Origin of the sequence: Streptomyces sp. NPDC014734, assembly GCF_043083325.1 — a bacterium.
Lineage (GTDB): Bacteria > Actinomycetota > Actinomycetes > Streptomycetales > Streptomycetaceae > Streptomyces.
Genome location: NZ_JBIBYN010000021.1, coordinates 130,400 through 153,701 on the forward strand (window position 1 = coordinate 130,400; position 23,302 = coordinate 153,701).

Here is a 23,302-nt window from a genome sequence, read left to right on the forward strand (position 1 = left end):
TGGACGGGACCGCGGTGCTCACAGCAGGAATCCCTCGGGAAAGGGATCGGAGGGGTTCAGGAAGAACTGTGCGGTGCCGGTGATCCAGGCACGGCCCGTCACCGTCGGAACGACGGCGGGCAACCCGCCGACCTTGGTCTCCGCCACCAGCCGGCCGGTGAACGAGGTGCCGATGAAGGATTCGTTCACGAAGTCGGTGTGCAGGGGAAGTTCACCACGCGCGTGCAGTTGCGCCATGCGGGCCGAGGTGCCGGTTCCGCAGGGCGACCGGTCGAACCACCCGGGGTGGATGGCCATCGCGTGCCGGGAGTGCCGCGCGTCGGATCCCGGGGCGATGAACTGCACGTGCTTGAGGCCGTGGATGTCCGGGTCCTCGGGGTGGGTGGGACGGTCGGTCGCGTTGACCGCCTCCATCAGGGCGAGCCCGGCCGCCAGGATGTCGTCCTTGCGCTCCCGGTCGAACGGCAGCCCCAGGTCGGAAAGGCGGACCATGGCGTAGAAGTTCCCGCCGTAGGCGAGGTCGTAGCGCACCGGCCCGTACCCGGGTACGTCCGCGGCCCGGTCGAGCCCCGCGCAGAACGAGGCGACGTTGGTCAGGGTGACCGCGGTCGCGGCGCCGTCCCGCACCTGTACGTCGACGGTGACGAGCCCCGCCGGGGTGTCAAGTCGCACGGTGGTGACCGGTTCGGTGACCTCGACCATGCCGGTCTCCACCAGGACGGTCGCGACACCGATGGTGCCGTGGCCGCACATCGGCAGCAGTCCGGAGACCTCGATGTAGAGCACCCCCACATCCGCGTCGGGCCGGGTGGGCGGCTGAAGGATCGCACCGCTCATGGCGGCGTGGCCGCGCGGTTCGTACATGAGCAGCGTGCGCACGGCGTCGCGGTGTTCCTGGAACCAGGTGCGCCGCTCGGCCATCGTGGCACCGGGAATCGTGCCGATGCCACCGGTGACGACGCGGGTGGGCATGCCCTCGGTGTGCGAGTCGACCGCGTGGAAGACATGACGTGTCTGCAAGGTTTCTCCTGGGTCGCCACGGACGGGAGGAAGCGAACGGGAAGGAGCGAACGGGAAGGAGCGAACGGGAACCCGGGATGCGGGCTCCGCGGGGAGCGGGCCCGGCCGGGCGCGACCGGGCCCGCGGTGGTACGGGGCCGCCCCGGAGCCTGTCGGTGGCCCCCGACCGCCCGGCAGGAGGCCACCGGCAGGCTGTCAGCGGCGCCCGGCGGCCAGCGCCTTCTCCGTCGCGGAGCGCACGGCCGCCGTGTCGTCCTCGGGGAGCGGGAGGCGCGGCGGACGGGTACGGCCGCCGTGGCGTCCGGCCACGTCCATGGACACCTTGATGGCCTGGACGAACTCCGGCTTCGAGTCCCACCGGAGCAGGGGATGCAACTCCCGGTAGAGCGGCAGCGCGGTCGCCATGTCCCCCGCCGCGACGGCCCGGTACAGCTCGACGCAGCTGACCGGCAGCATGTTCGGGCACCCGGCGATCCAGCCGACCGCCCCGGCCAGCGCCAGTTCCAGCAGGACGTCGTCGGCGCCCACGAGCAGGTCGAGTTCCGGTGCCCGTTCGGCGATCTCGTAGGCTCTGCGGACGTCGCCGCTGAACTCCTTGACCGCGACGATGCTGCCCTCCCGGTGGATCTCGGCGAGCAGCGCGGGGGTCAGGTCGACCTTGGTGTCGTACGGATTGTTGTACGCGACGACCGGGACACCGGCCTCGGCCACCACGGCGTAGTGGTCGCGGACGGCCGCGTCCTCGCAGCGGTAGCCGTTGGGCGGCAGGAGGAGCACGGAACCGGCCCCCGCCTCGGCGGCCCGTTCCGCCCAGCGGCGCGACTCGGCGCTGCCGTACGCGGAGACCCCCGGCATGACCCGGTCGCCGTCACCCGCCGCTTCCACGGCGACCCGGACCACCTGCTCGCGTTCCGCGTCGGTCAGGGTCTGGTACTCGCCCAGCGACCCGTTGGGGACCACCCCGTCGCAGCCCGCCTCGATGAGCTGCCGCACGTGCGTGGCGTAGGCGTCGTAGTCGATCGTGCCGTCGTCGCGCAGGGTGAGCGGGGTGGCGACCATGACTCCGTGCCAGGGACGGGTGCGCTGGGTGGCGTTCGTCGTCTGCATCGTGGTTCCTCGGCTCCTTGAGAGGTGTGACAGGTCACGTCGTGTGCGGGGTGGTACGGATTCGGGGCACCGTGCCGGAACCCGCCCCGAGGCCTGTGGGCGGACGGTCCGGGCGGCCGTGTCGTGCGGCGGGTGCGGCGGGTGCGGCGGGTGCGGCGGGTGCGGCGGCGGGCCGGTTCCCGGCCGGGGGCGGCTATCCGGGATCGGCTATCCGGGATCGGCTATCCGGGATCGACGGGTTCGGCGAGTGCGGACAGCTTCACCGGGCAGGCGAGCGGGCGTCGTTCGGGCCCGTCCGGCCGCCCGCCGGCCGCGCCCCCGACGCCGTGCGCCGCGGCCAGGTCACGGACGGCGTGGCCGCATGTGCGGCCCTGGCACCAGCCCATTCCGGCCCGGGTGAGCAGTTTGACGGTCCGGACGTCCCCGGCGCCGAGTTCCTCGCAGGCACCGCGGACCCGGCCCGCGGTGACCTCCTCGCAGCGGCAGACCTCCGTGTCGTCGGTCAGCCACCGGTACCACCCCTCCCCCGGCCGGTGCACGGCGCCCATCAGGGCGGCGAAGGCACGCAGACGGCTCCGGGAACGGCCCAGGGCGACCGCCCTGCGCGCCACCGTCCGCGGTGTCCCGCCCCGCACCTCGTGGAGGATCGACAGAGCCGCCAGTTCCCCCTCGGCCAGGGCGAGTTCGACGCCGCCGATGCCACAGGTCTCCCCGGCGGCCCAGATCCCGGGCACGGTGGTCCGCAGCCGCTCGTCGACATCCGCCGCGTGTGTGCCGTCGGCACCGGGGCGCGTCCGGCAGCCGGCCGCCACCGCGAGATCCAGTTGGGGCACGAGCCCGTGCCCCACCGCGAGCGCGTCGCAGTCGAGGGTGCGGCCGGACCCGGGCACGGGGCGCCATCGGTGATCGAGTCGGCTCACGGTCACCTCCGCCACCCGGCCGTCGCCGCGTGCCCCGGTGACGGCGTGGTGGGTCAGCGTCCGCACCCCCGCACGGGCCAGAGCGGCCGCGTACCGGGCGCCCTCCACCGCCTTGGCCGGGTTCGAGGCCAGCACCCGGGGAGCACGTGCGTACGCCGCGTACCCCGCAGCCTCGACCAGCGCCACCACGCGCGCCCCGGCGCGGGTCAGCGACAGGGCGACGGCCTGCAGCAGGGGCCCGCTCCCCGCCACCACGATCCGTCGGCCCGGCAGCACAAGTCCGGATTTCAGCATCGCCTGGGCGCCGGCCGCGCCGACCACGCCCGGAAGGGTCCAGCCGGGAAAGGGGAGCTGCCGCTCGTAGGCGCCGGTCGCGAGCACCAGCCGGCGGGCCCGGACGGCGGAGCGCCGGGCGCCGTCGGGACCGGTGACGGCGTGCGGGGTCCAGTCGCCCTCCGTGCGTTCCACCGTCCATACGTGGTGATCGCGCAGGTGGCGGATCGTACCGGAGTCCCGGTGCGCGGCGAGTCGTGCGGACAGGGCGGCGAAGGTGTCCCAGCCGTGGTGGAGCGCCTCGGGGCGGGTGGCGCCGAGCCCGTCGCCGGGGCTGCGGTAGTACTGGCCGCCGGGCGAGTCGGCCGCGTCCAGCAGGACCACGTCGAGCCCGTGGTCGGCGGCGGTGACGGCGGCGGCCAGCCCGGCAGGCCCCGCGCCCACCACCGCGAGATCGGCGCGGACGTCGCCCGGGGCCCGGTGGTCACCCGTCGAGTGCGGCATGCCCGTGGCCCTCCTGCGTGGTGATCACGTCGCCGGGGCGGGCGGGGACGAGGCAGGCACGCCGGTTCGGAGTGCCGTTGATGGTGGCCAGGCAGTCGAAGCAGGCCCCGATGCCGCAGAACGCCCCTCGCGGCCGGCCGTGGACCCGGGTGGTGCGCCAGCTGAGGATGCCCGCCGCCCAGAGCGCGGCGGCGATGCTCCGGCCGGGCAGTCCGCGGATCGGGCGCCCGTCGAAGGTCAACGGGAAGTCCGGTTCGGGCTCGGCCCGGACGAGCTCGGCCGGGGTGCGTGCGCGGGTGCGTCTCACGGGTTCCTCTCCTGGGGCACGGGGGTCTGGTCCGGTGTCTCGGGATGTCCCACCGGGCGCGGCACGGGCCGCCCGTCCCGGTGGCGCGGGCGCCCTCGCCCCGTCGTCATGCGCCGGGGCACGGGGAGCCGAAGCGGCCGGGGGCGAACGGTGCGGGATCGACCTCGGGCCGACGCCCCAGGATCGTGTCGGCGATCAGCGATCCGGTCGCGGGGGCGAGCCCGATTCCCGCCCCCTCGTGACCGCAGGCGTGGAAGAGCCCGGGCACCCGCGGGTCGGGACCGATGGCCGGCAGGTGGTCGGGCAGATAGGGACGGAATCCGTGATAGGCGCGCATCACCCGGACGTCCGCCAGCACGGGGAACAACGCGGCGGCCCCGGCGGCCAGCCGGGCGACCGCCGGAACGGACAGCGTCCGGTCGAATCCGACCCGTTCGCGGCTGGCCCCGATCAGCACCGGTCCGGCGGGGGTCCCCTCCACCACGGGTGATGTCTGCAGCGCCGCGGAGCCGCTCGACACGTCGGACACGTACTCCGCCGCGTACACCTTGTGCCTGATCAGCCTCGGCAGTGGTTCGGTGACGAGCACGAAGCCCCTGCGCGGCAGGACCGGCAGTTCCACCCCGGCCAGGGCCGCCAGTTCGCCGCCCCGGACACCGGCCGCGTTGACGACCGCGGGCGCGCGCAGCTCGCGCCGCGCGGTGCGCACCCCGCGCACCGCGCCCTGCCGGTCGGTGAGCAGCGCGACGACTTCCTCCCCCGGCCACAGGCCCGCCCCGCTCCGCGTCGACGCCCGCAGCAACTCGGCTGCCGCCAGGGCGGGTTGGACCTGTGCGTCCTGCGGGTAGTGGCAGCCCCCGGCGAGTTCCGGCGCGAGGTGCGGTTCGGCGTCGTGGAGCCGGTCCGCCGGGACGTCGTACGCCTCGACCCCGGCCTCGCGCTGGCCCGCCGCCGTCGCGGAGAGTGCGGCGAGCGAGCTCCCGGACGCCGCCACGACAAGGCCGCCCTTGCGCTCGTACTCGATCCCGGCGGGCAGCTCCCGGGCCAGCTGCTGCCACAACCGGGCGGAGTACAGGGCGAGTTCCAGTTCGGGGCCGGGCACCTTGTCGGAGACCAGGAGGTTGCCCTCCCCGGCTCCGGTGGTGCCGGAGGCGACCGGTCCGCGATCGACGACGGCCACGGACAGTCCGGACCGGGAGGCGTAGTAGGCGCAGGCGGCACCGATCGCTCCGGCCCCGACGACGACGACATCCAGCGGCTGTCTCATGAACACGTCAGTAATATGTCACATTGTTTTCGCGTCGCCAAGGGTGCGTGCCAAGGGAGTTGATCAACAGTCGGCTCCCGGGCACCCTTCCTCGCCGTGGTGTCCGGGAGCGGGGCGGGACGGTCAGGGACGCGGGACGTTGCGCAGGTTCGAGCGGGCCAGCTGGACCATCCGGCCGACTCCGCCGTCCAGCACGATCTTGCTGGCGGAGAGCGCGAAACCGGTCACCATGTCCGCGCTGATCTTCGGCGGAATGGAGAGGGCGTTGGGGTCGGTGACGACATCGACGAGCGCCGGGCCCTTGTGCCTGAAGGCCTCCTTGAGCGCGCCTTCGAGCTGTTTCGGCTTCTCGACCCGGACACCGTACGCCCCGGCGGCCCGGGCGACTGCCGCGAAGTCCGGGTTCTTGTTGGTCGTCCCGAACGACGGGAGACCGGCCACCAGCATCTCCAGCTCCACCATGCTCAGGGACGAGTTGTTGAACAGCACGACCTTCACCGGCAGGTCGTACTGCACCAGGGTGAGGAAGTCGCCCATCAGCATGGTGAATCCACCGTCGCCGGACATCGACACCACCTGCCGGTTCCGGTCGACGAACTGGGCCCCGATGGCCTGCGGGAGCGCGTTGGCCATCGAACCGTGGCTGAACGAACCGATGACGCGGCGCTTGCCGTTGGGCGAGAGGTAGCGCGCGGCCCACACATTGCACATACCGGTGTCGACGGTGAACACGGCATCTTCGTCGGCGAGTTCGTCCAGCACCGAGGCCACGTACTCCGGGTGGATCGGGACGTGCTTCTCGACCTTGCGGGTGTAGGCCCTGACCACCCCCTCCAACGCGTCCGCGTGCTTCTTCAGCATGCGGTCGAGGAACCTGCGGTCGGTCTTGGCCTTCACCCTCGGGGTCAGGCAGCGCAGTGTCTCGCGCACGTCGCCCCAGACCGCCAGGTCAAGTTTCGAGCGCCGGCCGAGGTGCTCGGGGCGCACGTCGACCTGGACGATCTGCACATCGCCGGGGAGGAACGCGTTGTACGGGAAGTCGGTGCCGAGCAGGATGAGGAGATCGCATTCGTTGGTCGCCTCGTAGGCGGCTCCGTAGCCGAGCAGCCCGCTCATTCCGACGTCGTACGGGTTGTCGTACTGGATCCACTCCTTGCCCCGCAGCGCGTGCCCGACCGGGGCCTTCACCCGCTCGGCGAACTCCATCACCTCGGCGTGGGCGCCGGCCGTGCCGCTGCCGCAGAACAAGGTGACGCGTTTCGCCCGGTCGACCATCCGGCAGAGCTTCTCGATCTCCTCGTCGCCGGGCCGCACCGTCGGCCGCGAGGTGACCAGGGCGTGCTCGACCGACTTCTCCGGGGCGGGCTGCGACGCGATGTCCCCCGGCATCGTGACGACGCTGACCCCGCCCCGGCCGATCGCGTGCTGGATGGCCGTCTGGAGCAGCCGGGGCATCTGCTGCGGGTTGGAGATCATCTCGTTGTAGTGGCTGCACTCCCGGAACAGCAGGTCCGGATGGGTCTCCTGGAAGTAGCCGAGGCCGATCTCGCTCGACGGGATGTGCGAGGCGAGGGCGAGGACCGGTGCCATGGAGCGGTGGGCGTCGTAGAGACCGTTGATGAGGTGCAGGTTGCCGGGCCCGCAGGATCCGGCGCAGGCCGCCAGCGCACCGGTGATCTGGGCCTCGGCCCCGGCGGCGAACGCGGCGGTCTCCTCGTGCCTGACCTGGATCCAGTCGATGGCCGAGTTGCGGCGGATGGCGTCGACGACCGGGTTGAGGCTGTCGCCGACGACTCCGTACATACGGCTGACGCCCGCCCGGACGAGGATGTCGACGAACTGCTCCGACACGTTCTGCTTGGCCATGGATGCGTACCTCTCCGCGCTTCGGCTTCCGGACTCCGCGTCCATCAACCCACGGTGCGCGCGGTTACGCCTCCCAGACGGCCGCCGCCGTACGGTCGTCGGAGTAGCCCTCCACCCTGAGCTGGGTGTCCGCGAGGAAGGCTGCGAGACCGGGCGCCTCGCTCCCGGCCCAGCGTGCGGCGAGTTCGCGGGCCAGCGCGGGCTCGCCGCGCAGCGGCTCGGCGAGGCCGGGGCTGCACAGCAGCAGCGTGTCACCCGGCCGGGCCACCGAGGCCCGGAAGCGGAACGGCGCGGCGGGCCCGGTGTGCGCGTCCTCCGTGCGGGCCGACGGCGGCGAGGGCCGCGCAGCGGTGGCCCGGCCCGGTGCGTCCTCGTCCCGGGACGCCGTCCCCTCCCCGGTTTCCCCGGCGGCCGGCGGCGGGGTCTGCGGATCGAGGTCCTGCCAGTCGCCGTCGCGCAGCCGGAGCAGGGCGCCGTCACCGACGCCGAAGAAGATCCTGGTTCTGCAGTCGGGATCCGCGGACAGCAGCAGGCAGCGCAGGCCCGCCGTGTACCCGCCCGGTTCGAGACCCAGCTCGGCGGCCCGGGCACGCAGCTTGCCGTAGCCGCGGTCGGTGAGCCGGTGCAGGCCGGCCCTGAGGTCGTCGCGGCGCCCGGCCCTGATGTCCTCGGCCAGCCGGGCGTGGCTGCGGCCGACCACACCGCCGATCCACCGGCAGGCGTCGGCCGCCGCCACGTGCCCGTACTCGGCCGCCCGGGCACCGGTGGCGACGGCCACCAGCACGAGCGCGGCGCGGTCGGCGCCGAAGCGGGACGTGAGCATCGCGTCGCGGCGGGGCTCGCCGCAGAACCGTGCGGCGTCCCCGCGTACCGAGGCGGAGCGCAGGGTGTAGGTGCCGTAACGGGCGCCGTCGAGCACCGTGTCGGCGGCGACCAGACCGTCAAGTTCGTCGGGGACGGTGACGGGCAGTGCGGTCGGTTCGGCGTCATAGGTCGGCGGCCGTTCACCCACATGGCCGATCACGAGGCGTGCCGTCGGCCGGGACACGGGCTCGCACGCCCGCTCCTGTTCCTCCTCCCGCGCCCCGGTTCCCCCTCCGGCCGGCGGTTCGGGAGCGGCCGGGGCCTCGGCGGGCACCGGGGGCGTGCGAGTCGACGACGGCGTGACGAAGGTGCGGGGCCGCGGCGGGTCCGCCGCGGCCGAACCCGGGGCCGGCGAGGTCCCCTCGGGCGGTTCCCAGGGGGCACGCGCCCGCGACGGCCGGAGGCTCTCCGCCCCGGAGCGCGGACCGGCGGGTGCGTCGGGCGTGCCCCCGGACACGACCGGCGCCGGGGGCGGGAGCACCGCAGGAGGGAGGACCTCGTCGCCGGCCTCGTCACCTCGCCCCGGCGCCACCGCGCCCGACGCGGAGTCGAAACGGTCGTCGAGGCTGTCGGCCGTGTCGCTCGCCCCCGCGTCCCCGGCGACCTCGTCGTACAGCCTGCCCCACCAGTCGTCCGCCTCGGCGGGCCTCTCCCCCTGCTGGCTCATGCTCCCGATTGTCCACGGGACGGGCCGCGTGGAAACGGGGCCTTCGGAAAACCGGCCACGAACGCATCCGGGAACCGTCCGCCGCCGCGTCCCCCGGGAGCCGTCCGTGAGGCAGGTCCGCCGGGCGGCCCCACCCCCCACGGGGAGGCCGCCCGGCGGACCGGTCGAAGCGTGATCAGCGCACGGCGTATGCGTCGGTCACGGTCTGGACGACGGAGTTGCCGTTGGCGTCCGTCAGTTCGGTCCTCAGCGTGACCGTCCTGCCGGCCGCGCCCGCGTGGTTCACGGTCGCGGTCCAGTGGCCGCCCCGCTGTGCGGTGGTGGCCGCGGTCCAGGTCCCGCCGCCGTCGTACGAGTAGGAGACCCTGGCGGCGACCAGCCTGCCGGGCGTGTACCCGGCGTGGCCGGTGACGCTCAGGCCGATCGTCCGGCCGTCCTTCGCCGCGAGTGTCTTCATCCCGTCCGTGTCGAGGTCGTAGCCGGGGAAGAGCAGCGGGATCCCCTGGGAGTAGACGTTCTCGTCCCGCTTCGAGCGGAACTTCCAGGTGGTCTCGGTGCTGGTGGAACGCTTCCACACGGCTGCGGGCTGGCCGGACCTCATGGTCTGCAGGGTGAGTTCGTAGGCGGCGTCCTCGGCCGGGACGGTGAACACCCCGGACGGCCAGCCGCTCTCCCCCAGGACCTTGCCACCGCTGGTGAGCCGCATGTTGCCCATGTCACCGAAGGAGCCCTGGAGTCCGGCGTGCTCGCTGTCGCTCCAGAAGCCGGGGGCGACGCCGATCAGGTTGTCCTGGCGCTCGGCGGCCAGCTGGACCTTGCCCGCGGCGTCGCGCGGGGCGGCCGGGGCCGGGATGCCCCGGTACCAGTTCTCCGTGCGCTTCGAGCCCGACGTGTAGGTGCGCGGCTGATCGGTCATCAGCTCGCCCCACGGGAAGCTGGAGGAGAGGTACCGCACCCAGGCGGTGTCGCCCGCCGAGTAGTACTCGGTCCGCGTGCCGGGGACGGCGACGGAGTCGCTGGCGGCGGAGAAGGAGCCGCCGTACGGCCGGTTGATGATCATCGTGTCGACGTAGTCCGCCGCGACTCCCATCGCCTCGTAGTGGGAGGTGACCTTGCCGAGCTTGGCGTCGCGCACCTGGTAGGTGCGGTTCGAGGTGATCTGGCCGGTCTCGGGGAAGGCGAGGTTGTAGACGAACGGACTGACCGCGGTGGCCTTCCAGCGCAGGGTGACCGGGCCGTCGGCCAGACGGGCCTTCAGCGCGGCGGCCTCGTCCGCGTCGATACCGAGCGACGGCACCGCGGCCCGGGCGTAGCCGACGGACGGCTGCCAGGGCCCCGCGGAGGGGCGGTGGGCGAGGACGGCCTTCGCGCCCGCGGCCCCGGCGTCGCGTGCCTGGGCGTACATGCTGCCCTCGTCGTCGACCTCGACCAGGGCGATCTTCCCCTCGACGCCCGCGGCCCGCAGTTCGTCGGGGGTACCCGTACCGGCGTCGACCAGCGCGGCCGTGCCGGTGCCGTCGAGGTTGACGGATCCGGTGCTCGCCGCCCTCGGGTGCAGTGCGGCTCCGCCGACGACCGACAGCTTCTCGATCTGCGGGGCGTAGGCGCGCCAGAAGCTGCCGAACTCGAAGTCGCCGTCACGGGCCTTGCCCCGCACGTCGGCGAGGTAGGTGCCGACCGCGCCGTTGGCCGTGAGGGAGCCGGAGTGCAGCCAGACGCCGTCCCAGGTACGGCCGAACGAGAGCGTCGTGGAGCGGTTCTCGGTGGCGCGGTCCCGGGTCTTCACCTGGAGCCGGTGGGCCTTGCGGGCGTCCAGCACCAGAGTGGTGTCCTTGCTGACGTCCAGCTGCGGCCGGGCGAGGTAGCCGACGGACTCGGTCATCCGGCCGGTGGCGTCCTTCGCGTCGGGCGTGGTGACGAAGCTGGAGACGAAGTACGCGCCGGGGCGGAGCCGGTAGACCTGATCGGTGGCGCCGTCGTTGAAGCGGCGCTCGCCGCTCGCGGTGTCGGTGCCGATGACGTCCAGGGAGGAGGAGCCCGAGGCGGGCTCGCCGTCACGGTCGACGAGCTTGACGCGCAGGGTGACGGTCTCGGGCCCGACGTACAGCGAGAACGGGGTGGAGACCTCGACGCCGCCGGGCCCGGTGGCGAGCACGCGTCCGGTGACGTCACCGTACTGGGCGGCCTTCAGCTTCGCGGTCGGGTCGATGCCCAGCGGGACCTTCACGGTCGCTCCGGCCGGCACGGTGACGGTGCGGGCGTCGAGCTTCGCGACCGCGGAGCGGACGTCGGAGCCGTCGTTGCCGGTCACGCCCTGGACCTTCAGCGACAGCTTCACCGGCTTGGTGCCTGAGTTGGTGTAGGGGACGTCGACGGTCGTGCGGTCGCTGCGGTCCTGCGGCCAGTTGAAGGTTCCGGCCTGGACGGCGGGGGCACCGACGACGGTGGTGTCGATGGCCGCCTTCACGTCGAGGCGTCCGCCGCCGGTCTCCCGGACGTCGCCGGGAATGTCGCTCTTCGCGGACGACACCAGAGCTGCCTTGATCTGCTGCGCGGTCCAGTCCGGGTGGCGCTGCTTCACGATGGCGGCGGCGCCCGCCACGTGCGGGGTCGCCATCGAGGTGCCGGACATCGACTGATAGGCGTAGATGCCGCGGCCGCCGGCCGCCGCCGCGGAGATGCCGACGCCGGGGGCGGCGATCTCGGGCTTGAGGGTGTGCGAGCCGATCACGGGTCCGCGGCTGGAGAACTGGGCCGTGGAGTCGTCGCGGTCGACGGCGCCGACGGTCAGCACGCTCGGGGCGCAGCCGGGCGAGGAGACGGTGTTGAGCGTCGGGCCGGTGTTGCCGGCCGCGATGACGAACAGGGTTCCCTCGGTCTGCGCGAGTTTCTCGGCGGCGACGCTCATCGGGTCGGTGCAGTCGGTCGGCTCGGGGCTGCCGAGGCTCATGGAGACGACGTCGGCCTTCTTGTCGACGGCCCACTGCATGCCGGCGATGATCCACGATTCGGCGCCGGAGCCGCTGTCGTTGAGGACCTTGCCCGCGAGCAGGTCCGCGCCGGGGGCGACGCCCTTCTTCTTGCCGTCGCTGGCCGCCCCGGTCCCGCCGACGGTGGAGATGGTGTGGGTGCCGTGGCCCTGCCGGTCGTCGGTGGTGCCGGAGTCGGTGAAGTTCTCCGATGCGGCGATCCGGCCCTTGAGGTCGGGGTGTTCGGCGTCCACCCCGGTGTCGAGGACGGCGACCTTGGTGCCCTTGCCGTCGTACCCGGCGGCCCAGGCGAGATCCGCGCCGACCTGCTTGGTCGACTTGTCGAGAGTGGCCTGAACCTTGCGGTCGAGCCAGAGCTTCTTCAGCCCGGAGGCCGAGAAGGAACGGGCGCCGCGGGTGACGTCCGACCAGAAGTCGGCGGCCTTCGCCTTGTCCGCCTTCAGCGCGACGCCGTCGACCGCGTCGAGGACGAGTCCGCGCTCCGCGCCGCGCGGGGTCGCCGCCGCGGAGCGGGCGGCGGCCTTGTCGTAGACGGCGATCAGCGGCAGGGACGTGGTGTGCGCGTCGTCGTAGCCCTGCCGGACGAGCCCGGTGACGTTGAAGAGTTCCTCGTCGACCGTGCCCGCGGCGAGCGCGGCGGCGGCGGTGTCGGGGTAGACGTAGAGGTCCTTGCCGGACTGCCTGGTCTGCACGAGGGGTACGGAGCCGTCCTCGCGGGGCAGCGCGGTGACCGAGGCGGCCCCCGAACGGCCGGTGCGCACCAGGACCTTGTCGCCGGTGACCAGGGTGACGGTGACCGGCCCGCCCGCCTCGGCCGCCGCGGCCGTGCTCCCGGTGAGTGGTCTCTTCGCGGTCGCGTCGTCCCGCGGCGCTGCCGCGGACGGTGCGATCGCGGTGACGGCAAGGACGGCGGCGGTGGCCGCCCCCAGGGCCGTACGCGATATCGGACGCATCGCTCTCCCCAAGTGATACCGGATCGCCTCTGAACAAACAGCGGCATTCCGGAAGTTGTCGGAACTGCGGTGGCGCCACATTGGCAGAGCGACGGGCGATGAAGGGATGATGTACACGGCGGGTTTACGCCGTGGCCGCTTTCCGCCACGACCGGGCGCCCGAGAAGAACGACGGCGTACGGAACCAATGCGTCCGGGAGGGACCGAGGATGTTGGGGGCCATAGGTCTCGACGAGATACAGGAGTCGGCGTACCGCGCGCTCGTGACACTGGGGGCCGCGGAGGTCTCCGATCTCGCGCACCGGCTTGCGCTCCCCGAGCCGGACACCGAGCGGGCCCTGCGCAGGCTGGAACAGCACGGCCTGGCCGCCCAGTCCTCGTCGCGCACCGGCCGCTGGGTGGCCGCGCCGCCCGGGGTGGCGCTGGGGGCGCTGCTGACCCAGCAGCGCCACGAGCTGGAACAGGCCGAGCTGGCGGCGGCACTGCTCGCCGAGGAGTACCGCGCGGAGGCCACCGACGCCGCCGTCCACGACCTCATCGAGGTGGTGACGGGAGCGAGCGCGGTGGCACACCGTTTCCACCAGTTGCAGCTGGGGGCGACGAGCGAGGTGTGCGCCCTGGTCACCGGAAAGCCGATGGCGGTGAGCGGAATGGAGAACGAGGCCGAGGAGCAGGCCGTCACCCGTGGGGTCTTGTTCCGGGTGGTGGTCGAGCGGGAGGTGCTCGCGCTGCCGTCCGGGATCCTGGAGCTGTCGGCCGCGCTGGGCCGTGACGAACAGTGCCGGGTGGTCGACCGGGTGCCCACCAAGCTGGTCGTCGCCGATGCCTCCCTGGCGATGGTGCCGCTGACGGGCCGGGGGGCGGAGCCCGCGGCCCTCGTCGTCCACGGGTCCGGGCTGCTGGAGTCGCTGATGGGGCTGTTCGAGGCGGTGTGGCGGGAGGCGATGCCGCTCCGGCTCGGCGGGGGCGGGCGGCTGGAGGAGACGGCCGGCGGGCCGGACGCCACGGACCTGGAGATCCTGTCACTGCTGCTGGCCGGGCTGACGGACGCGAGCGTGGCGAAGCAGTTGGAACTGGGCCTGCGGACCGTGCAGCGGCGCGTGAAGGGTCTGATGGAGCTGACCGGGGTGTCGACCCGGCTCCAGCTCGGCTGGCACGCCTACGAACGGGGTTGGGTGGCCCGCGAACCACGGACCTGACCGGGGGCGCCGCCGCGGTTCCGCACCGGGCCGGCCCCGCCCGGTACGCGTCGGCGGGCGGGACCGCGCGGGCTCCGGCAGGCTGGTGAGATGGGTGTGTGGCAACTCGTCGCCGTCGGCCTGGTCATGCTCCTCGGCCTGGTCGGCGTACTGGTGCAGGGAGTGCCGGGGCAGGCGATCGTCTGGGCGGCGGTGCTGTGGTGGGCCCTGGCCGACAGGACGCCGGCGGCCTGGGGCGTGCTCATGGGTGCCACCGCGCTGCTGCTGGTGAACCAGGCGCTGAAGCCGTTGCTGCCGCGGCGCCGCCCGCACGAGTCGGGCGCGCCGCGCAGGACACTGGTGCTCGGCGGCATCGGCGCGATCGTGGGCTTCTTCGTCGTGCCGGTGCTGGGCGGCGTCGTCGGCTACGTGGGAACCGTCTACGCCGCGGAACGGCTGCGGCTCGGCAGCCGCGGGGCGGGGTGGGTGTCGGTCCGCTCGGTGATGCGGGCGACCGGCTGGTCGGTGCTCGTGGAACTCTTCGCGTGCCTGCTGGTGGCGGGCGCCTGGCTCGGCGTGGTGCTCTGGGGCTGACCGCCCGCCGTGCCACTCAGCTCGCGAGTGCCAGGTGCCGCGCCGCGTACGAGCGCCAGGGGCTCCAGCGCTCCGCCCGCGCCCTGCCGTCCGGGTCCACGTCGGGGTCGCCGAGTGCCCGCGTCCTGATGAGTGCCACGCCCCGCGGACCGATCCCCGGCAGGCGCAACAGCGCCCGCTCCGCCTCGTCCCGGTCCGCCCCGACGTCGAGCCGGACCTCCCCGTCGTCCAGGGCCCGGGCCAGCGCCCGCAGCGCCGGGTCGTCCGCCGCGCCCGCCAGCGCGCCCGGCCCGGGGAACACGTGGGTGAGCCCGCCGGAGGGGGCGTCCAGCGCCTTCCCGTACGCCGCCACGAGCCGCTCCGCCCCCGCCGTGCCCACCAGGGTCCGCACGGCGCATTCCTCGGGGTCGGCGGCGCCCGGCGAGCGCAGCCCCGGACGTGCGGCGACGAGCGGCGCGAGGAGCGGGTCCGCGCCGAGCCGCTCGTCGACGGCGTACGGATCGGCGTCCAGGTCGAACAGCCGCCGCAGCCGCTGCACCGCCGCGGTCAGGTCGCGCGGGTCCGTGAGATGGATCCGGACGTCCAGCCAGGGGCCCGCGGACCGCTCGTCGACGGCGACGACGGCCGTGCCGTGGGGCAGCCGCAGGGTGCGCCGGTAGGTGCGGGCGCCGGGCTCGCCGCAGACCTCCTCGATCCCGGTCACCGCCTCGGAGGCCAGGAGGTCGAAGACCTCACGGGCCGCGTACGGCCCCCGGTGGGCGAGCCGCAGCGGGATGCCGGTGGTACGCGCCGCCCGGGCCGCCGCCCCCGCGCCCGCGTCGGCCCGCAGCGCGGTCGGGGTCCTGGCGTAGATCCGCCGGATCGTGTCGTTGAACTGGCGGACACTGGCGAACCCGGACGCGAAGGCGATCTCGGTGACGGGCAGCCCGGTGGTCTGGAGCAGCACCCGTGCCGTGTGGGCGCGCTGGGCACGGGCCAGTGCGACGGGTCCGGCGCCGAGCTCCGCGTTGAGCTGCCGCTGCACCTGGCGCGGGCTGTAGCCGAGCCGCCGCGCGAGACCGGGTACGCCCTCCCGGTCCACCACGCCGTCACCGATCATCCGCACGGCACGTCCGACGACGTCGGCCCGTACGTTCCACTCCGCCGAGCCGGGCGCGGCGTCCGGCCGACAGCGACGGCAGGCCCGGAAGCCGTGGCCCTGGGCGGCCGCGGCGGTCGGGAAGAAGCGGACGTTCTTCCGCTTGGGGGTGACGGCGGGGCAGCTCGGCCGGCAGTAGATGCCGGTCGTCTCGACGGCGAAGAAGAACGCGCCGTCGAAACGGGCGTCGCGGCTGCTCACCGCCTCGTACCTGGTCGTTTCGTCCATCACACCGTCCAGTGTGCGGCACCCCCGGGTGCCGCACCGGCGGCTTTCGGACGTCGACGGTCGCCGCGGACTACCGCGCCCGGCCGCGCTTGGCGTCCATGGCGGCACGGCCCTCGGCCCCCCTGCGCTTCCATTCGCGCAGCATCTCGGAACGCACTCTGGCATCGGTCTTGGCGACGATGCGCCGGTTCTCGCGCATCAGCTTGCGATAGCTGTCGAGGCGCCGCTCGGGCAGCGAGCCGTCCTCGATGGCGGCGAGCACCGCGCAGCCGGGCTCGGCGAGGTGGGCGCAGTCATGGAACCGGCACCGTTCGGCCAGCTCGTCGATCTCGGAGAAGACCTGACCGACCCCGGCCTCGGCGTCCCAGAGCCCGACGCCGCGCAGCCCGGGGGTGTCGATCAGGACGCCCCCGGTGGGCAGGACCAGCAGATTGCGCGTGGTGGTGGTGTGCCGGCCCTTGTTGTCGACCTCGCGGGCGGCCTGCACCTCCATCACCTCGCGGCCGAGCAGGGTGTTGGCGAGCGTCGATTTGCCCGCGCCGGAGGCCCCGAGCAGCACGCTCGTACCGCCCGAGACGATCGCGGCGAACACATCGAGCCCCTCCCCCGTGGTGGAGCTGACCGGCAGCACCTGCACACCGGGGGCGACGGACTCGATGTCCTGGACGAGGTACGACAGCGTCGCGGCGTCCGGCACCAGGTCGGCCTTGGTCAGCACCACGATCGGCTCGGCGGCGCCGTGCACGGTGGCCCCTCCGCCGCCGAGGAGCGCGTCGCCGTCGGTGCTGGACATGGCGAGCGCGAGGAAGCGCTCCACCCTTCCCAGGTCGAGGTCCGCGGCGAGCGAGACGCAGATGGCGATGTGATCGACGTTGGTGGCGAGCACCTGTCCCTCGGAGCGCTGCGAGGACGTCGAGCGGACGAAGGCGGTACGCCTCGGAAGCAGCGTCCGCACGAACCGCGGGTCGCCGTCGGGGTCGACGGCGGCCCAGTCGCCCGTGCAGACGATCCGCATGGGGTCGCGCGGGACGACGAAGGCCGTGTCGGCCCGGACCGTGCCGTGCGGGGTGACGATGTCGCACTGCCCTCGGTCGACCCGCACCACGCGGCCGGGCAGCAGACCCCGTTCGGCGTGGGGGGCGAAGACGGCGGCCCAGTCGTCGTCCCAGCCGTACGGGGACAGCGGGTGCGACGCGGACGTGTCCTGGAGAGAGAGGTCGGACGACGGGGAGGACGGGAAAGACAAGGGAAACCCTTCGAAGGGTGGCCCCGGCAACGCGCCTACGGGCGCGCAGAGTTGTGGAAGAGGTCAGCCGGCGACCACGGGGGTGGGAACGATGCTCCTGCGGTTGTGGGCCATGCCCATCGCGACGACAGTCATCAATGTCCTCACCTCCTGGTTCACGCACGGGACCGGTACCGACGGCGTCCGCCGCCCGGTGACACCGCACACCATAGCCTGCGGCAACGAGACGACGTCAACCATTTATCGCGCCCCGCCCGCAGGCCCCGCCCGGGAGACGGACGCGATCCCTTTTGCCTTCGCCTTCATCCGGGATATCCACAGATATCCCTCGATCAGGTGAAAGACGCGCACAACGACCGGTCCCGGGCCGTTATGGTGCCGAGCATGACCTCACCCCAGACGGCCTCCGGCGCGTTCACTCAAGCCCAGTTGGGCACGATCACCCTCATCGGGTGGAGCGGCGAACACCCCGACGGAGGCCCCGACGCCGCCTTCCTCCTCGTCTACTCCCTGGGCGACGGGTCGGACGGCCCGGCCGTCGGCGAGGCCGCCATGCGCGTCGCCCTGGAACGCAGCGGACTGTCGGTGGGCACCGGCCCGGTGTACGGCGCCGAGAGCCCGGGACTTCCGGTGAAACTGCTCGTCCAGGCCGGCCAGGCGGTCCTGACCCTCCCTCACTTCACCGCCCAGTACCCCGCACCGGCGGAGTGGCTGACGGCGGCCGGGCAACGCGGCGAGGTGAACATCATGTTCGCCACCCGCCCATGGCCCCAGGGCGCGCCCGGCCGGCCGATCGGCGAGGAACTGCTCCGGTCGTTCGCGGGGAACACGGAGATCATCGTGACGTCCGCGCATTGCGTTCTTCCGGTACGCAGCCTGGGCTGAACCACCCCGGTACGCCAGATGCCCACCACCCCGCGGGGTGGTGGGCATCCTCATGAGCAGGCGCCGGGCGAAACGCCCGCTCCTGCACCGCACAGCCGTACGCGCCGGGGTGCGGGCGGCCCGGGTGGACATCCCCTGCCGACCGCACCCGTGGGGCGTCAGTTGTTGGCGACGCCGTTGCCCGACAGCACCGGGATGCCGCTCAGGATGTGCGACAGCGGCTCGTCGCCCTTGGCCTGGACCGAGTTGTCGGCACACTGCTGGTTCTGCGGCGAGGACAGTACGTCGATGTCCTGGACCGCCACCGGAACGAGCAGACCGACGAGCGCGCCGGCGTTGGCCTTCACCGGCACACCGAGGCACAGCTTGTTCAGCGAACCCTGGATGAGCTGAGCCTGCGGGCTGCCGTCGCCCCGGGTCTCGCTGTTGCCGAACGCGGACACGGCGCCGTTGCCGTTGACCGACGTGGTGCCCCCGTCGTTGCCCACCGCCATGGCCGCGGGAGCGACGGCGGCGGACAGACCCGCCAGGGACACGGCCACTGCTGCGCCGGCCATCATCTTCTTCATCACGCTTCACCTTTCGGAGCGTCCCGTTGTGGAACGTACTGATCAACCCATCACGGCAGCGACGGTTCCGCATGACCACCCGAATGGGTCCGATCCGGCGTGAGTTCGACACTCACAACTCGTTCGTCCCGGTCTCCTCCGAGGTGCGGGCCGCGGGCACGCGGCCTCCCGTACCGGGCGGTGCGGGTCTCGGGGGCGACAGCGGCTCCGGAGCGCCGCGGGCCGCCCGCCATTCGGCGAGCAGCCTGTCGTAGATGGGGGTGGCGTCCTGCGCGTTCCGCTGTCGGCCGCAGGGTCGTTGACTGTCGTACTGGTCCATGTCCGGTCCCTACCCGATGCGGCGGGTGACGTCCGCCGCCGATACGGCAACCGGACCAGTCCGCCCGCCCGTTCGGGCGGTGCGGCCTCCCGCGCACACCACATGGGGCCGGCACGTCCGGGCGCCGAATATCGGCGCTCCCGGATGTGCCGGCCCCACGGGTGTTTTCCGCACTGCGGGCAGGCGGGCCCGAAGGCGCACGCGCGGCCGTCCCGGACGAGCACGTCGTATGCCGACGGTCGAGGGGGCGGGGACGCACGGCCGGGGCCTGATGTCCTTGGTACTGCGACCGGAGGGGTTCACCGGCCCGCAACGCCCGGCACGACACCTCGCCTCGTTGTCACCTCATCCGCGCACATCCGGTACGCCGACGATGCTCCGCCTTGCGACGCACCACACCGGACATCGCGAGCTTCCGGCGAACCTTCCCGGTCACCGCACTGGGACGTGTCTGACAATTCCGCGTGGATCAGCGGGCGTCGTCCTGTGCGGTGCGTCGCAAGGCGCCGGGAAGTCCTTGTAGCGGAGCTACCAGGGCTTTTCGGCAACGCGGCGAGGTCCCGTGCGGGGCGGCGCCCGCCCGCGTGGAATTGTCAGACACGGCCTAAGGCTGTCCCGTAATCCGCGGTGGAACAGTGTGCGGCGCCGGATGCGGTGCATCGCAAGGCGGAGGGACATGCGCATACGGGATGCATGCGGATGTTCCGGCAACGCCGCGAGGTGCCGTAGCTGCCGTCGCGCGCCCGCCAGGGATCATGGGACAGCCCTTAGTTGTTGCCGGCGCCGTTGCCGGACAGGATCGGGATGTTGCTCAGCAGGTGCGACAGGGCCTCGTCGCCCTTGGCCTGCGTGGAGTTCTCGGTGCACTGCTGGTTCTGCGGCGAGGACAGCACGTTGAGGTCCTGGACCGAGATCGGGACGAGGCCGAGAACGGAGCCGACGTTGGCCTTGGCCGGCAGGGCGATGCAGGGCTTGTTGAGCGAGCCCTGGATCAGCGCGAACTGCGGGCTCCAGTCGCCGTGGGTGGCGGAGTTGCCGTATGACTGGACGGCGCCGTTGCCGTTGACCGACGTGGTGCCGTTGTCGTTGCCCACCGCCATGGCCGCGGGGGCGACCGCGGCGGACACACCGGCGATCGAAACAGCGACGGCCGCCGAAGCCATAATCTTCTTAATCATGAAATAGCCCTTCTGATATTCCTGTTGCTCGCCTGTCCGGAGCGCCCTGATCAACTCGCGGTGACGGCGATGGTTGTGCTCGTTCACTCGAACGATGCTTCTACTGAGCGGTCGTTCGCCGCGCGTGCGGCATTCGGGGTACGCGAACCCCGAATGCGAGGGGTGCCGCGACCCGGTGGCGGATCAGCCGCCGACGGGCAGCCCGCCGAGCAGCGGTGCCGCGCCCTTGGCCGCGCCGACGGCCTGGCCGGTCAGCTTGTCGACGGTGCCGCTCTTGTGCATCGATTTCGCGGCGCCGCCGACCGTGTCCACGACAGGGTCGACGACCTGCGGCGTGCTGGCCACCACCTGGTTGATACCACCGTCGAGGCTGAAGTTGGGGGCCGTGGTGGTGTTGACGGCGAAGGCGGGAGCAGCCGTTCCCAGAGCGACCACGGAACCGGCGACGAGCGCGGCGGACTTCGCGTACTTCACTTGTGGATTCCCTTCTTCAGCGGCGGGCTTCTCGATCGCGCGAACCGCGACCTCACCAGGCGTCCTTGGCCGTGATTCCCACCGCTCTCGTCCTGGGTAACGAGGTGATTGCGACGGGGCAACTGGAGAGAACCGGTTTTTCTCGGCGGCCCCGCGTTCGGGCACCGGAATGGGGGGAAGGGCCCCGGTCCGCGTCGCATGCGAACCGGGGCCCTCCCGTCACCTGCTGTCGACTCGACCGATCGCGGTCAGAAGTTGAGGCAGGTGTTGCCGAAGGTGGGGTTGAGCACACCGATCACGTTGACGGTGTTGCCGCAGACGTTGAGCGGAATGTGCACCGGAACCTCAATGACGTTTCCGGATACCACACCCGGGGAGAAGGCCGCGGCGCCCGAGGCACCGGAGTCGGCGAACGCGGGGGCGGCGGCGCCCACCGCCATCAGGGTTCCGGCGGCTACGGCGGCAACCTTGCTGTACTTCATTTCTTTTCCCTTTCTCGACGGAGTTTCTGAGCGGTCACGTCCTTCGTGCCGCACGAGTGCGGTCCTGATCACTCGTCACCCCGCCGCTGCATTTCATAACAATTGAGGACCGCGGGCGAGACTCTCCGAGAACGACGGTTCCCGGAATCGCCCGAATGACGCAGCGTCGACGCGATGTCCCTCATCCGACGCCGCGCCTGCTCTCGCCGGACCGTCCGGTGCGTCGGCACCGGAGAGGGCAGCAGCGGGCCCGGACCGCGGAGGAGGAATGCCGACGGCCCGGGCCTGTCACTGTGGTTGGCCGGATCAGCTGTTGCCGGCGCCGTTGCCGGAGAGCACCGGGATGCCGCTGAGGATGTGCGACAGCGGCTCGTCGCCCTTGGCCTGGGTGGAGTTCTCGGTGCACTGCTGGTTCTGCGGCGAGGACAGCACGTTGACGTCCTGGACCGCGATCGGGATCAGGCCGAGGACCGAACCGACGTTGGCCTTGAGCGGCAGGCCGACGCACGGCTTGTTCAGGCTGCCCTGGACCAGGTCGAACTGCGGGCTGCCGTCGCCGTGGGTCACGGCGTTGCCGAACGACTGCGAGGCTCCGTTGCCGTTGACCGAGGTCGTACCGCCGTTGTCGCCGACCGCCATGGCCTGCGTCGCGCCCATGCCGAGGATGGAGGCGGCCACGGCGCCCGTGGCCAGAACCTTCTTGATCACGATTAACCCTTCTCGTACCGGATGCCCCGTACCGGAGCCTCCTGACCAACTCGCAACCGGGCTTTTGGTTCTCTCCATTCACCCGAACGCCGAAAGATCACGGACAGGGGTACGAATATGCGTCAGAAGTACCGCAGAAGCGTTTTTCCATGCCCCCCATCCCCTTCACGCCTCAACCACCCTCGAAACACGCGTGATTGAACACCCGAAGGATCCGTTCGGCGTCAGAGCGGGCATGCGCATGTAATCCGTTCGAGTGGTCACAAAATTTCCACGAAATGTGAGTTTCCTCGACAATTCCTCCTCGTTATGGGTGTCACCGGGCGTGCGGCTCGGGTGTGCGCCCGGCAGAGAGGTGGATTCATCGCGTGAAGAAAGCTCGTACGTCGCTTCTCCGCCGTGCCACGACCACCGGCTGTCGGCCCGCACCGAGAGGAAGCGGGGCGACTCCCCGTGCAATCCGCATCGCCTGATGAATGAACCGCGGGCCCCGCGCTCGCGCGACGTGTCCCAGGAAAGGGCAATCAATGCGAAAAGCCTTGAGTAAGAGCGTGCTGGTGATGGCGGCGGCGTCAGGCATCCTGGCCGCGTCCGGCGGATACGCGTTCGCGGACGCCTCCGCCGAGGGTGCCGCCGTCGGATCGCCGGGCGTCGGCTCGGGCAACACCGTGCAGGTGCCGATCCACGTTCCCGTCAACCTGTGCGGAAACACGGTCGATGTGATCGGCCTGCTGAACCCGGCGTTCGGCAACGAGTGCGAGAACGAGAGCGAGGGCGGTCGGGGCGACGGCGGACCGGGGGCGAGCGCCGAGGGCCTCGCGGCGGGCTCCCCCGGCGTGCTCTCCGGCAACATCGTGCAGGTCCCGGTGGATGTTCCCGTCAACGCCTGCGGCAACACGGTCGATGTCGTCGGCCTGCTCAACCCCGCGTTCGGCAACAAGTGCGAGAACGAGTCCGAGGGCATCGAGACCCCGCCGCCGCCCGTGCACCCGCCGCACAAGCCGCCGGTCCACCCGCCGCACAAGCCCCCCGTGCACCCGCCGCACAAGCCGCCGGTCCACCCGCCCCACAAGCCGCCGCACCACCACACGCCGGACTGCCCTCCCGGGCACCACCACAACCCGCCCGCCCACCACGAGCCCCCCACCCACAACTGGCCGCACAAGCCCCCCACCCACAACTGGCCGCACAAGCCCCCGGTGCATCACCAGCCGCAGTGGCACCACCACCACCACAAGCCGCAGCTTGCACACACCGGCTCCGACACCAACCTGGGTCTGGCCGGCGGCGCGAGCGCCGCGATGGTGCTCGGCGGCGCCCTGCTGATGCGCCGTACCCGCGCCTCGAAGAACTGACTCGCGCGGTCGACGGACGACCGCGGAAAACACGGAGGGGGGGGGGGGGGGGGGGGGGGGGCCCCCCCCCCCCCCCCCCGCGGGGGGGGGGGGGGGGGGGGGGGGGCGCCCCCCCCCCGCCCCCTCCTGCTCCCCGGCTCGTCACGCCTCGGTGACCGCCGTCGCGCGCCAGGGCGCCAGGCGTTGTACGTCGCGGGCGGTCTCCGTGAC

Annotated in this window: 19 protein-coding genes and 1 pseudogene; 4 read left to right on the plus strand and 16 right to left on the minus strand. The window is 72.4% G+C overall.

Features of this window, described 5'->3' with window-relative positions; genetic code table 11:
• Nucleotides 1–18: 18 nt before the first annotated feature.
• The 8 genes from ACF1CT_RS28655 to ACF1CT_RS28690 all read right to left on the minus strand — a co-directional run bounded on the left by ACF1CT_RS28655 (nt 19) and on the right by ACF1CT_RS28690 (nt 12,738).
• Complete coding sequence (locus ACF1CT_RS28655) at nt 19–1,020, minus strand: proline racemase family protein (protein WP_391786866.1); 1,002 nt, start codon at nt 1,018–1,020, stop codon at nt 19–21.
• 195 nt (nt 1,021–1,215) lie between these two features.
• On the minus strand, nt 1,216–2,127 hold the full coding sequence (locus ACF1CT_RS28660) for a dihydrodipicolinate synthase family protein (protein WP_391786867.1): 912 nt from the start codon (nt 2,125–2,127) through the stop codon (nt 1,216–1,218).
• 221 nt (nt 2,128–2,348) lie between these two features.
• Complete coding sequence (locus ACF1CT_RS28665; protein ID WP_391786868.1) at nt 2,349–3,824, minus strand: NAD(P)/FAD-dependent oxidoreductase; 1,476 nt, start codon at nt 3,822–3,824, stop codon at nt 2,349–2,351.
• Nucleotides 3,805–4,131 (minus strand): (2Fe-2S)-binding protein, encoded by a 327-nt coding sequence (locus ACF1CT_RS28670; RefSeq protein ID WP_391786869.1) that lies wholly within the window; start codon nt 4,129–4,131, stop codon nt 3,805–3,807. Before ACF1CT_RS28670 ends, ACF1CT_RS28665 begins: the two co-directional genes overlap by 20 nt.
• 106 nt (nt 4,132–4,237) lie before the next feature.
• Complete coding sequence (locus tag ACF1CT_RS28675; RefSeq protein ID WP_391786870.1) at nt 4,238–5,398, minus strand: NAD(P)/FAD-dependent oxidoreductase; 1,161 nt, start codon at nt 5,396–5,398, stop codon at nt 4,238–4,240.
• 123 nt (nt 5,399–5,521) lie between these two features.
• Nucleotides 5,522–7,264 carry a pyruvate dehydrogenase gene (locus tag ACF1CT_RS28680; protein ID WP_391786871.1) on the minus strand — a complete coding sequence of 581 codons (1,743 nt, stop codon included), beginning with the start codon at nt 7,262–7,264 and terminating at the stop codon, nt 5,522–5,524.
• A 64-nt stretch (nt 7,265–7,328) separates the two neighbouring features.
• On the minus strand, nt 7,329–8,795 hold the full coding sequence (locus ACF1CT_RS28685) for a protein phosphatase 2C domain-containing protein (protein WP_391786872.1): 1,467 nt from the start codon (nt 8,793–8,795) through the stop codon (nt 7,329–7,331).
• Nucleotides 8,796–8,970: 175 nt separating this feature from the next.
• On the minus strand, nt 8,971–12,738 hold the full coding sequence (locus tag ACF1CT_RS28690; protein WP_391786873.1) for a S8 family serine peptidase: 3,768 nt from the start codon (nt 12,736–12,738) through the stop codon (nt 8,971–8,973).
• Between the two features lie 209 nt (nt 12,739–12,947).
• On the opposite strand from ACF1CT_RS28690, the gene ACF1CT_RS28695 reads away from it, so the two are divergent.
• Both ACF1CT_RS28695 and ACF1CT_RS28700 read left to right on the plus strand, forming a co-directional pair.
• A complete protein-coding gene (locus ACF1CT_RS28695) occupies nt 12,948–13,937 on the plus strand; it encodes a helix-turn-helix domain-containing protein (RefSeq protein ID WP_391786874.1) in 990 nt (329 codons plus the stop codon).
• A gap of 90 nt (nt 13,938–14,027) precedes the next feature.
• Nucleotides 14,028–14,510, plus strand: coding sequence for a DUF456 domain-containing protein (locus ACF1CT_RS28700; protein ID WP_391786875.1), 483 nt, complete (start codon nt 14,028–14,030; stop codon nt 14,508–14,510).
• Here the strand turns inward: ACF1CT_RS28700 and ACF1CT_RS28705 are convergent.
• Together ACF1CT_RS28705 and rsgA are read right to left on the minus strand one after the other, a co-directional pair.
• Nucleotides 14,438–15,876, minus strand: a pseudogene (locus ACF1CT_RS28705) (bifunctional transcriptional activator/DNA repair enzyme AdaA); the annotation flags it as partial. The gene ACF1CT_RS28700 and the pseudogene ACF1CT_RS28705 sit on opposite strands and share 73 nt — an antisense overlap.
• A 70-nt stretch (nt 15,877–15,946) precedes the next feature.
• Nucleotides 15,947–17,122: a ribosome small subunit-dependent GTPase A gene (gene rsgA, locus ACF1CT_RS28710; RefSeq protein WP_391786876.1), complete on the minus strand. Its 1,176-nt coding sequence runs from the start codon at nt 17,120–17,122 to the stop codon at nt 15,947–15,949.
• Between the two features lie 384 nt (nt 17,123–17,506).
• Here rsgA and ACF1CT_RS28715 point away from each other — a divergent pair, with 384 nt between their 5' ends.
• Nucleotides 17,507–18,007, plus strand: coding sequence for a DUF5949 family protein (locus ACF1CT_RS28715; protein ID WP_391786877.1), 501 nt, complete (start codon nt 17,507–17,509; stop codon nt 18,005–18,007).
• 158 nt (nt 18,008–18,165) lie between these two features.
• Here ACF1CT_RS28715 and ACF1CT_RS28720 read toward each other — a convergent pair whose 3' ends face one another.
• From ACF1CT_RS28720 to ACF1CT_RS28745, 6 genes are all read right to left on the minus strand, one after another.
• The gene (locus ACF1CT_RS28720; RefSeq protein WP_391786878.1) at nt 18,166–18,576 is read right to left on the minus strand and encodes a rodlin; all 411 of its coding nucleotides are present in this window, start codon (nt 18,574–18,576) and stop codon (nt 18,166–18,168) included.
• Nucleotides 18,577–18,688: 112 nt separating this feature from the next.
• A complete protein-coding gene (locus tag ACF1CT_RS28725) occupies nt 18,689–18,895 on the minus strand; it encodes a hypothetical protein (protein ID WP_391786879.1) in 207 nt (68 codons plus the stop codon).
• 767 nt (nt 18,896–19,662) lie between these two features.
• Nucleotides 19,663–20,073 carry a rodlin gene (locus ACF1CT_RS28730; protein ID WP_391786880.1) on the minus strand — a complete coding sequence of 137 codons (411 nt, stop codon included), beginning with the start codon at nt 20,071–20,073 and terminating at the stop codon, nt 19,663–19,665.
• A 183-nt stretch (nt 20,074–20,256) separates the two neighbouring features.
• Nucleotides 20,257–20,547, minus strand: a complete 291-nt coding sequence (locus ACF1CT_RS28735; RefSeq protein WP_391786881.1) for a hypothetical protein — start codon at nt 20,545–20,547, stop codon at nt 20,257–20,259.
• A 248-nt stretch (nt 20,548–20,795) separates the two neighbouring features.
• A complete protein-coding gene (locus ACF1CT_RS28740) occupies nt 20,796–21,029 on the minus strand; it encodes a chaplin (protein ID WP_391786882.1) in 234 nt (77 codons plus the stop codon).
• Between the two features lie 306 nt (nt 21,030–21,335).
• Nucleotides 21,336–21,737 carry a rodlin gene (locus ACF1CT_RS28745; protein ID WP_391786883.1) on the minus strand — a complete coding sequence of 134 codons (402 nt, stop codon included), beginning with the start codon at nt 21,735–21,737 and terminating at the stop codon, nt 21,336–21,338.
• Between the two features lie 551 nt (nt 21,738–22,288).
• Here ACF1CT_RS28745 and ACF1CT_RS28750 point away from each other — a divergent pair.
• On the plus strand, nt 22,289–23,092 hold the full coding sequence (locus ACF1CT_RS28750) for a chaplin (protein ID WP_391786888.1): 804 nt from the start codon (nt 22,289–22,291) through the stop codon (nt 23,090–23,092).
• Nucleotides 23,093–23,302 lie beyond the last annotated feature (210 nt).

What these genes read in the sequence shown, in the direction of transcription:
- ACF1CT_RS28660 (WP_391786867.1), bottom strand. Translation starts at nt 2,127, where the DNA reads ATGCAGACGACGAACGCCACCCAGCGCACCCGTCCCTGGCACGGAGTC.
- ACF1CT_RS28665 (WP_391786868.1), bottom strand. Translation starts at nt 3,824, where the DNA reads ATGCCGCACTCGACGGGTGACCACCGGGCCCCGGGCGACGTCCGCGCC.
- ACF1CT_RS28675 (WP_391786870.1), bottom strand. Translation starts at nt 5,398, where the DNA reads ATGAGACAGCCGCTGGATGTCGTCGTCGTCGGGGCCGGAGCGATCGGT.
- ACF1CT_RS28680 (WP_391786871.1), bottom strand. Translation starts at nt 7,264, where the DNA reads ATGGCCAAGCAGAACGTGTCGGAGCAGTTCGTCGACATCCTCGTCCGG.
- ACF1CT_RS28685 (WP_391786872.1), bottom strand. Translation starts at nt 8,795, where the DNA reads ATGAGCCAGCAGGGGGAGAGGCCCGCCGAGGCGGACGACTGGTGGGGC.
- ACF1CT_RS28690 (WP_391786873.1), bottom strand. Translation starts at nt 12,738, where the DNA reads ATGCGTCCGATATCGCGTACGGCCCTGGGGGCGGCCACCGCCGCCGTC.
- ACF1CT_RS28695 (WP_391786874.1), top strand. Translation starts at nt 12,948, where the DNA reads ATGTTGGGGGCCATAGGTCTCGACGAGATACAGGAGTCGGCGTACCGC.
- ACF1CT_RS28700 (WP_391786875.1), top strand. Translation starts at nt 14,028, where the DNA reads ATGGGTGTGTGGCAACTCGTCGCCGTCGGCCTGGTCATGCTCCTCGGC.
- ACF1CT_RS28715 (WP_391786877.1), top strand. Translation starts at nt 17,507, where the DNA reads ATGACCTCACCCCAGACGGCCTCCGGCGCGTTCACTCAAGCCCAGTTG.
- ACF1CT_RS28720 (WP_391786878.1), bottom strand. Translation starts at nt 18,576, where the DNA reads ATGAAGAAGATGATGGCCGGCGCAGCAGTGGCCGTGTCCCTGGCGGGT.
- ACF1CT_RS28725 (WP_391786879.1), bottom strand. Translation starts at nt 18,895, where the DNA reads ATGGACCAGTACGACAGTCAACGACCCTGCGGCCGACAGCGGAACGCG.
- ACF1CT_RS28730 (WP_391786880.1), bottom strand. Translation starts at nt 20,073, where the DNA reads ATGATTAAGAAGATTATGGCTTCGGCGGCCGTCGCTGTTTCGATCGCC.
- ACF1CT_RS28740 (WP_391786882.1), bottom strand. Translation starts at nt 21,029, where the DNA reads ATGAAGTACAGCAAGGTTGCCGCCGTAGCCGCCGGAACCCTGATGGCG.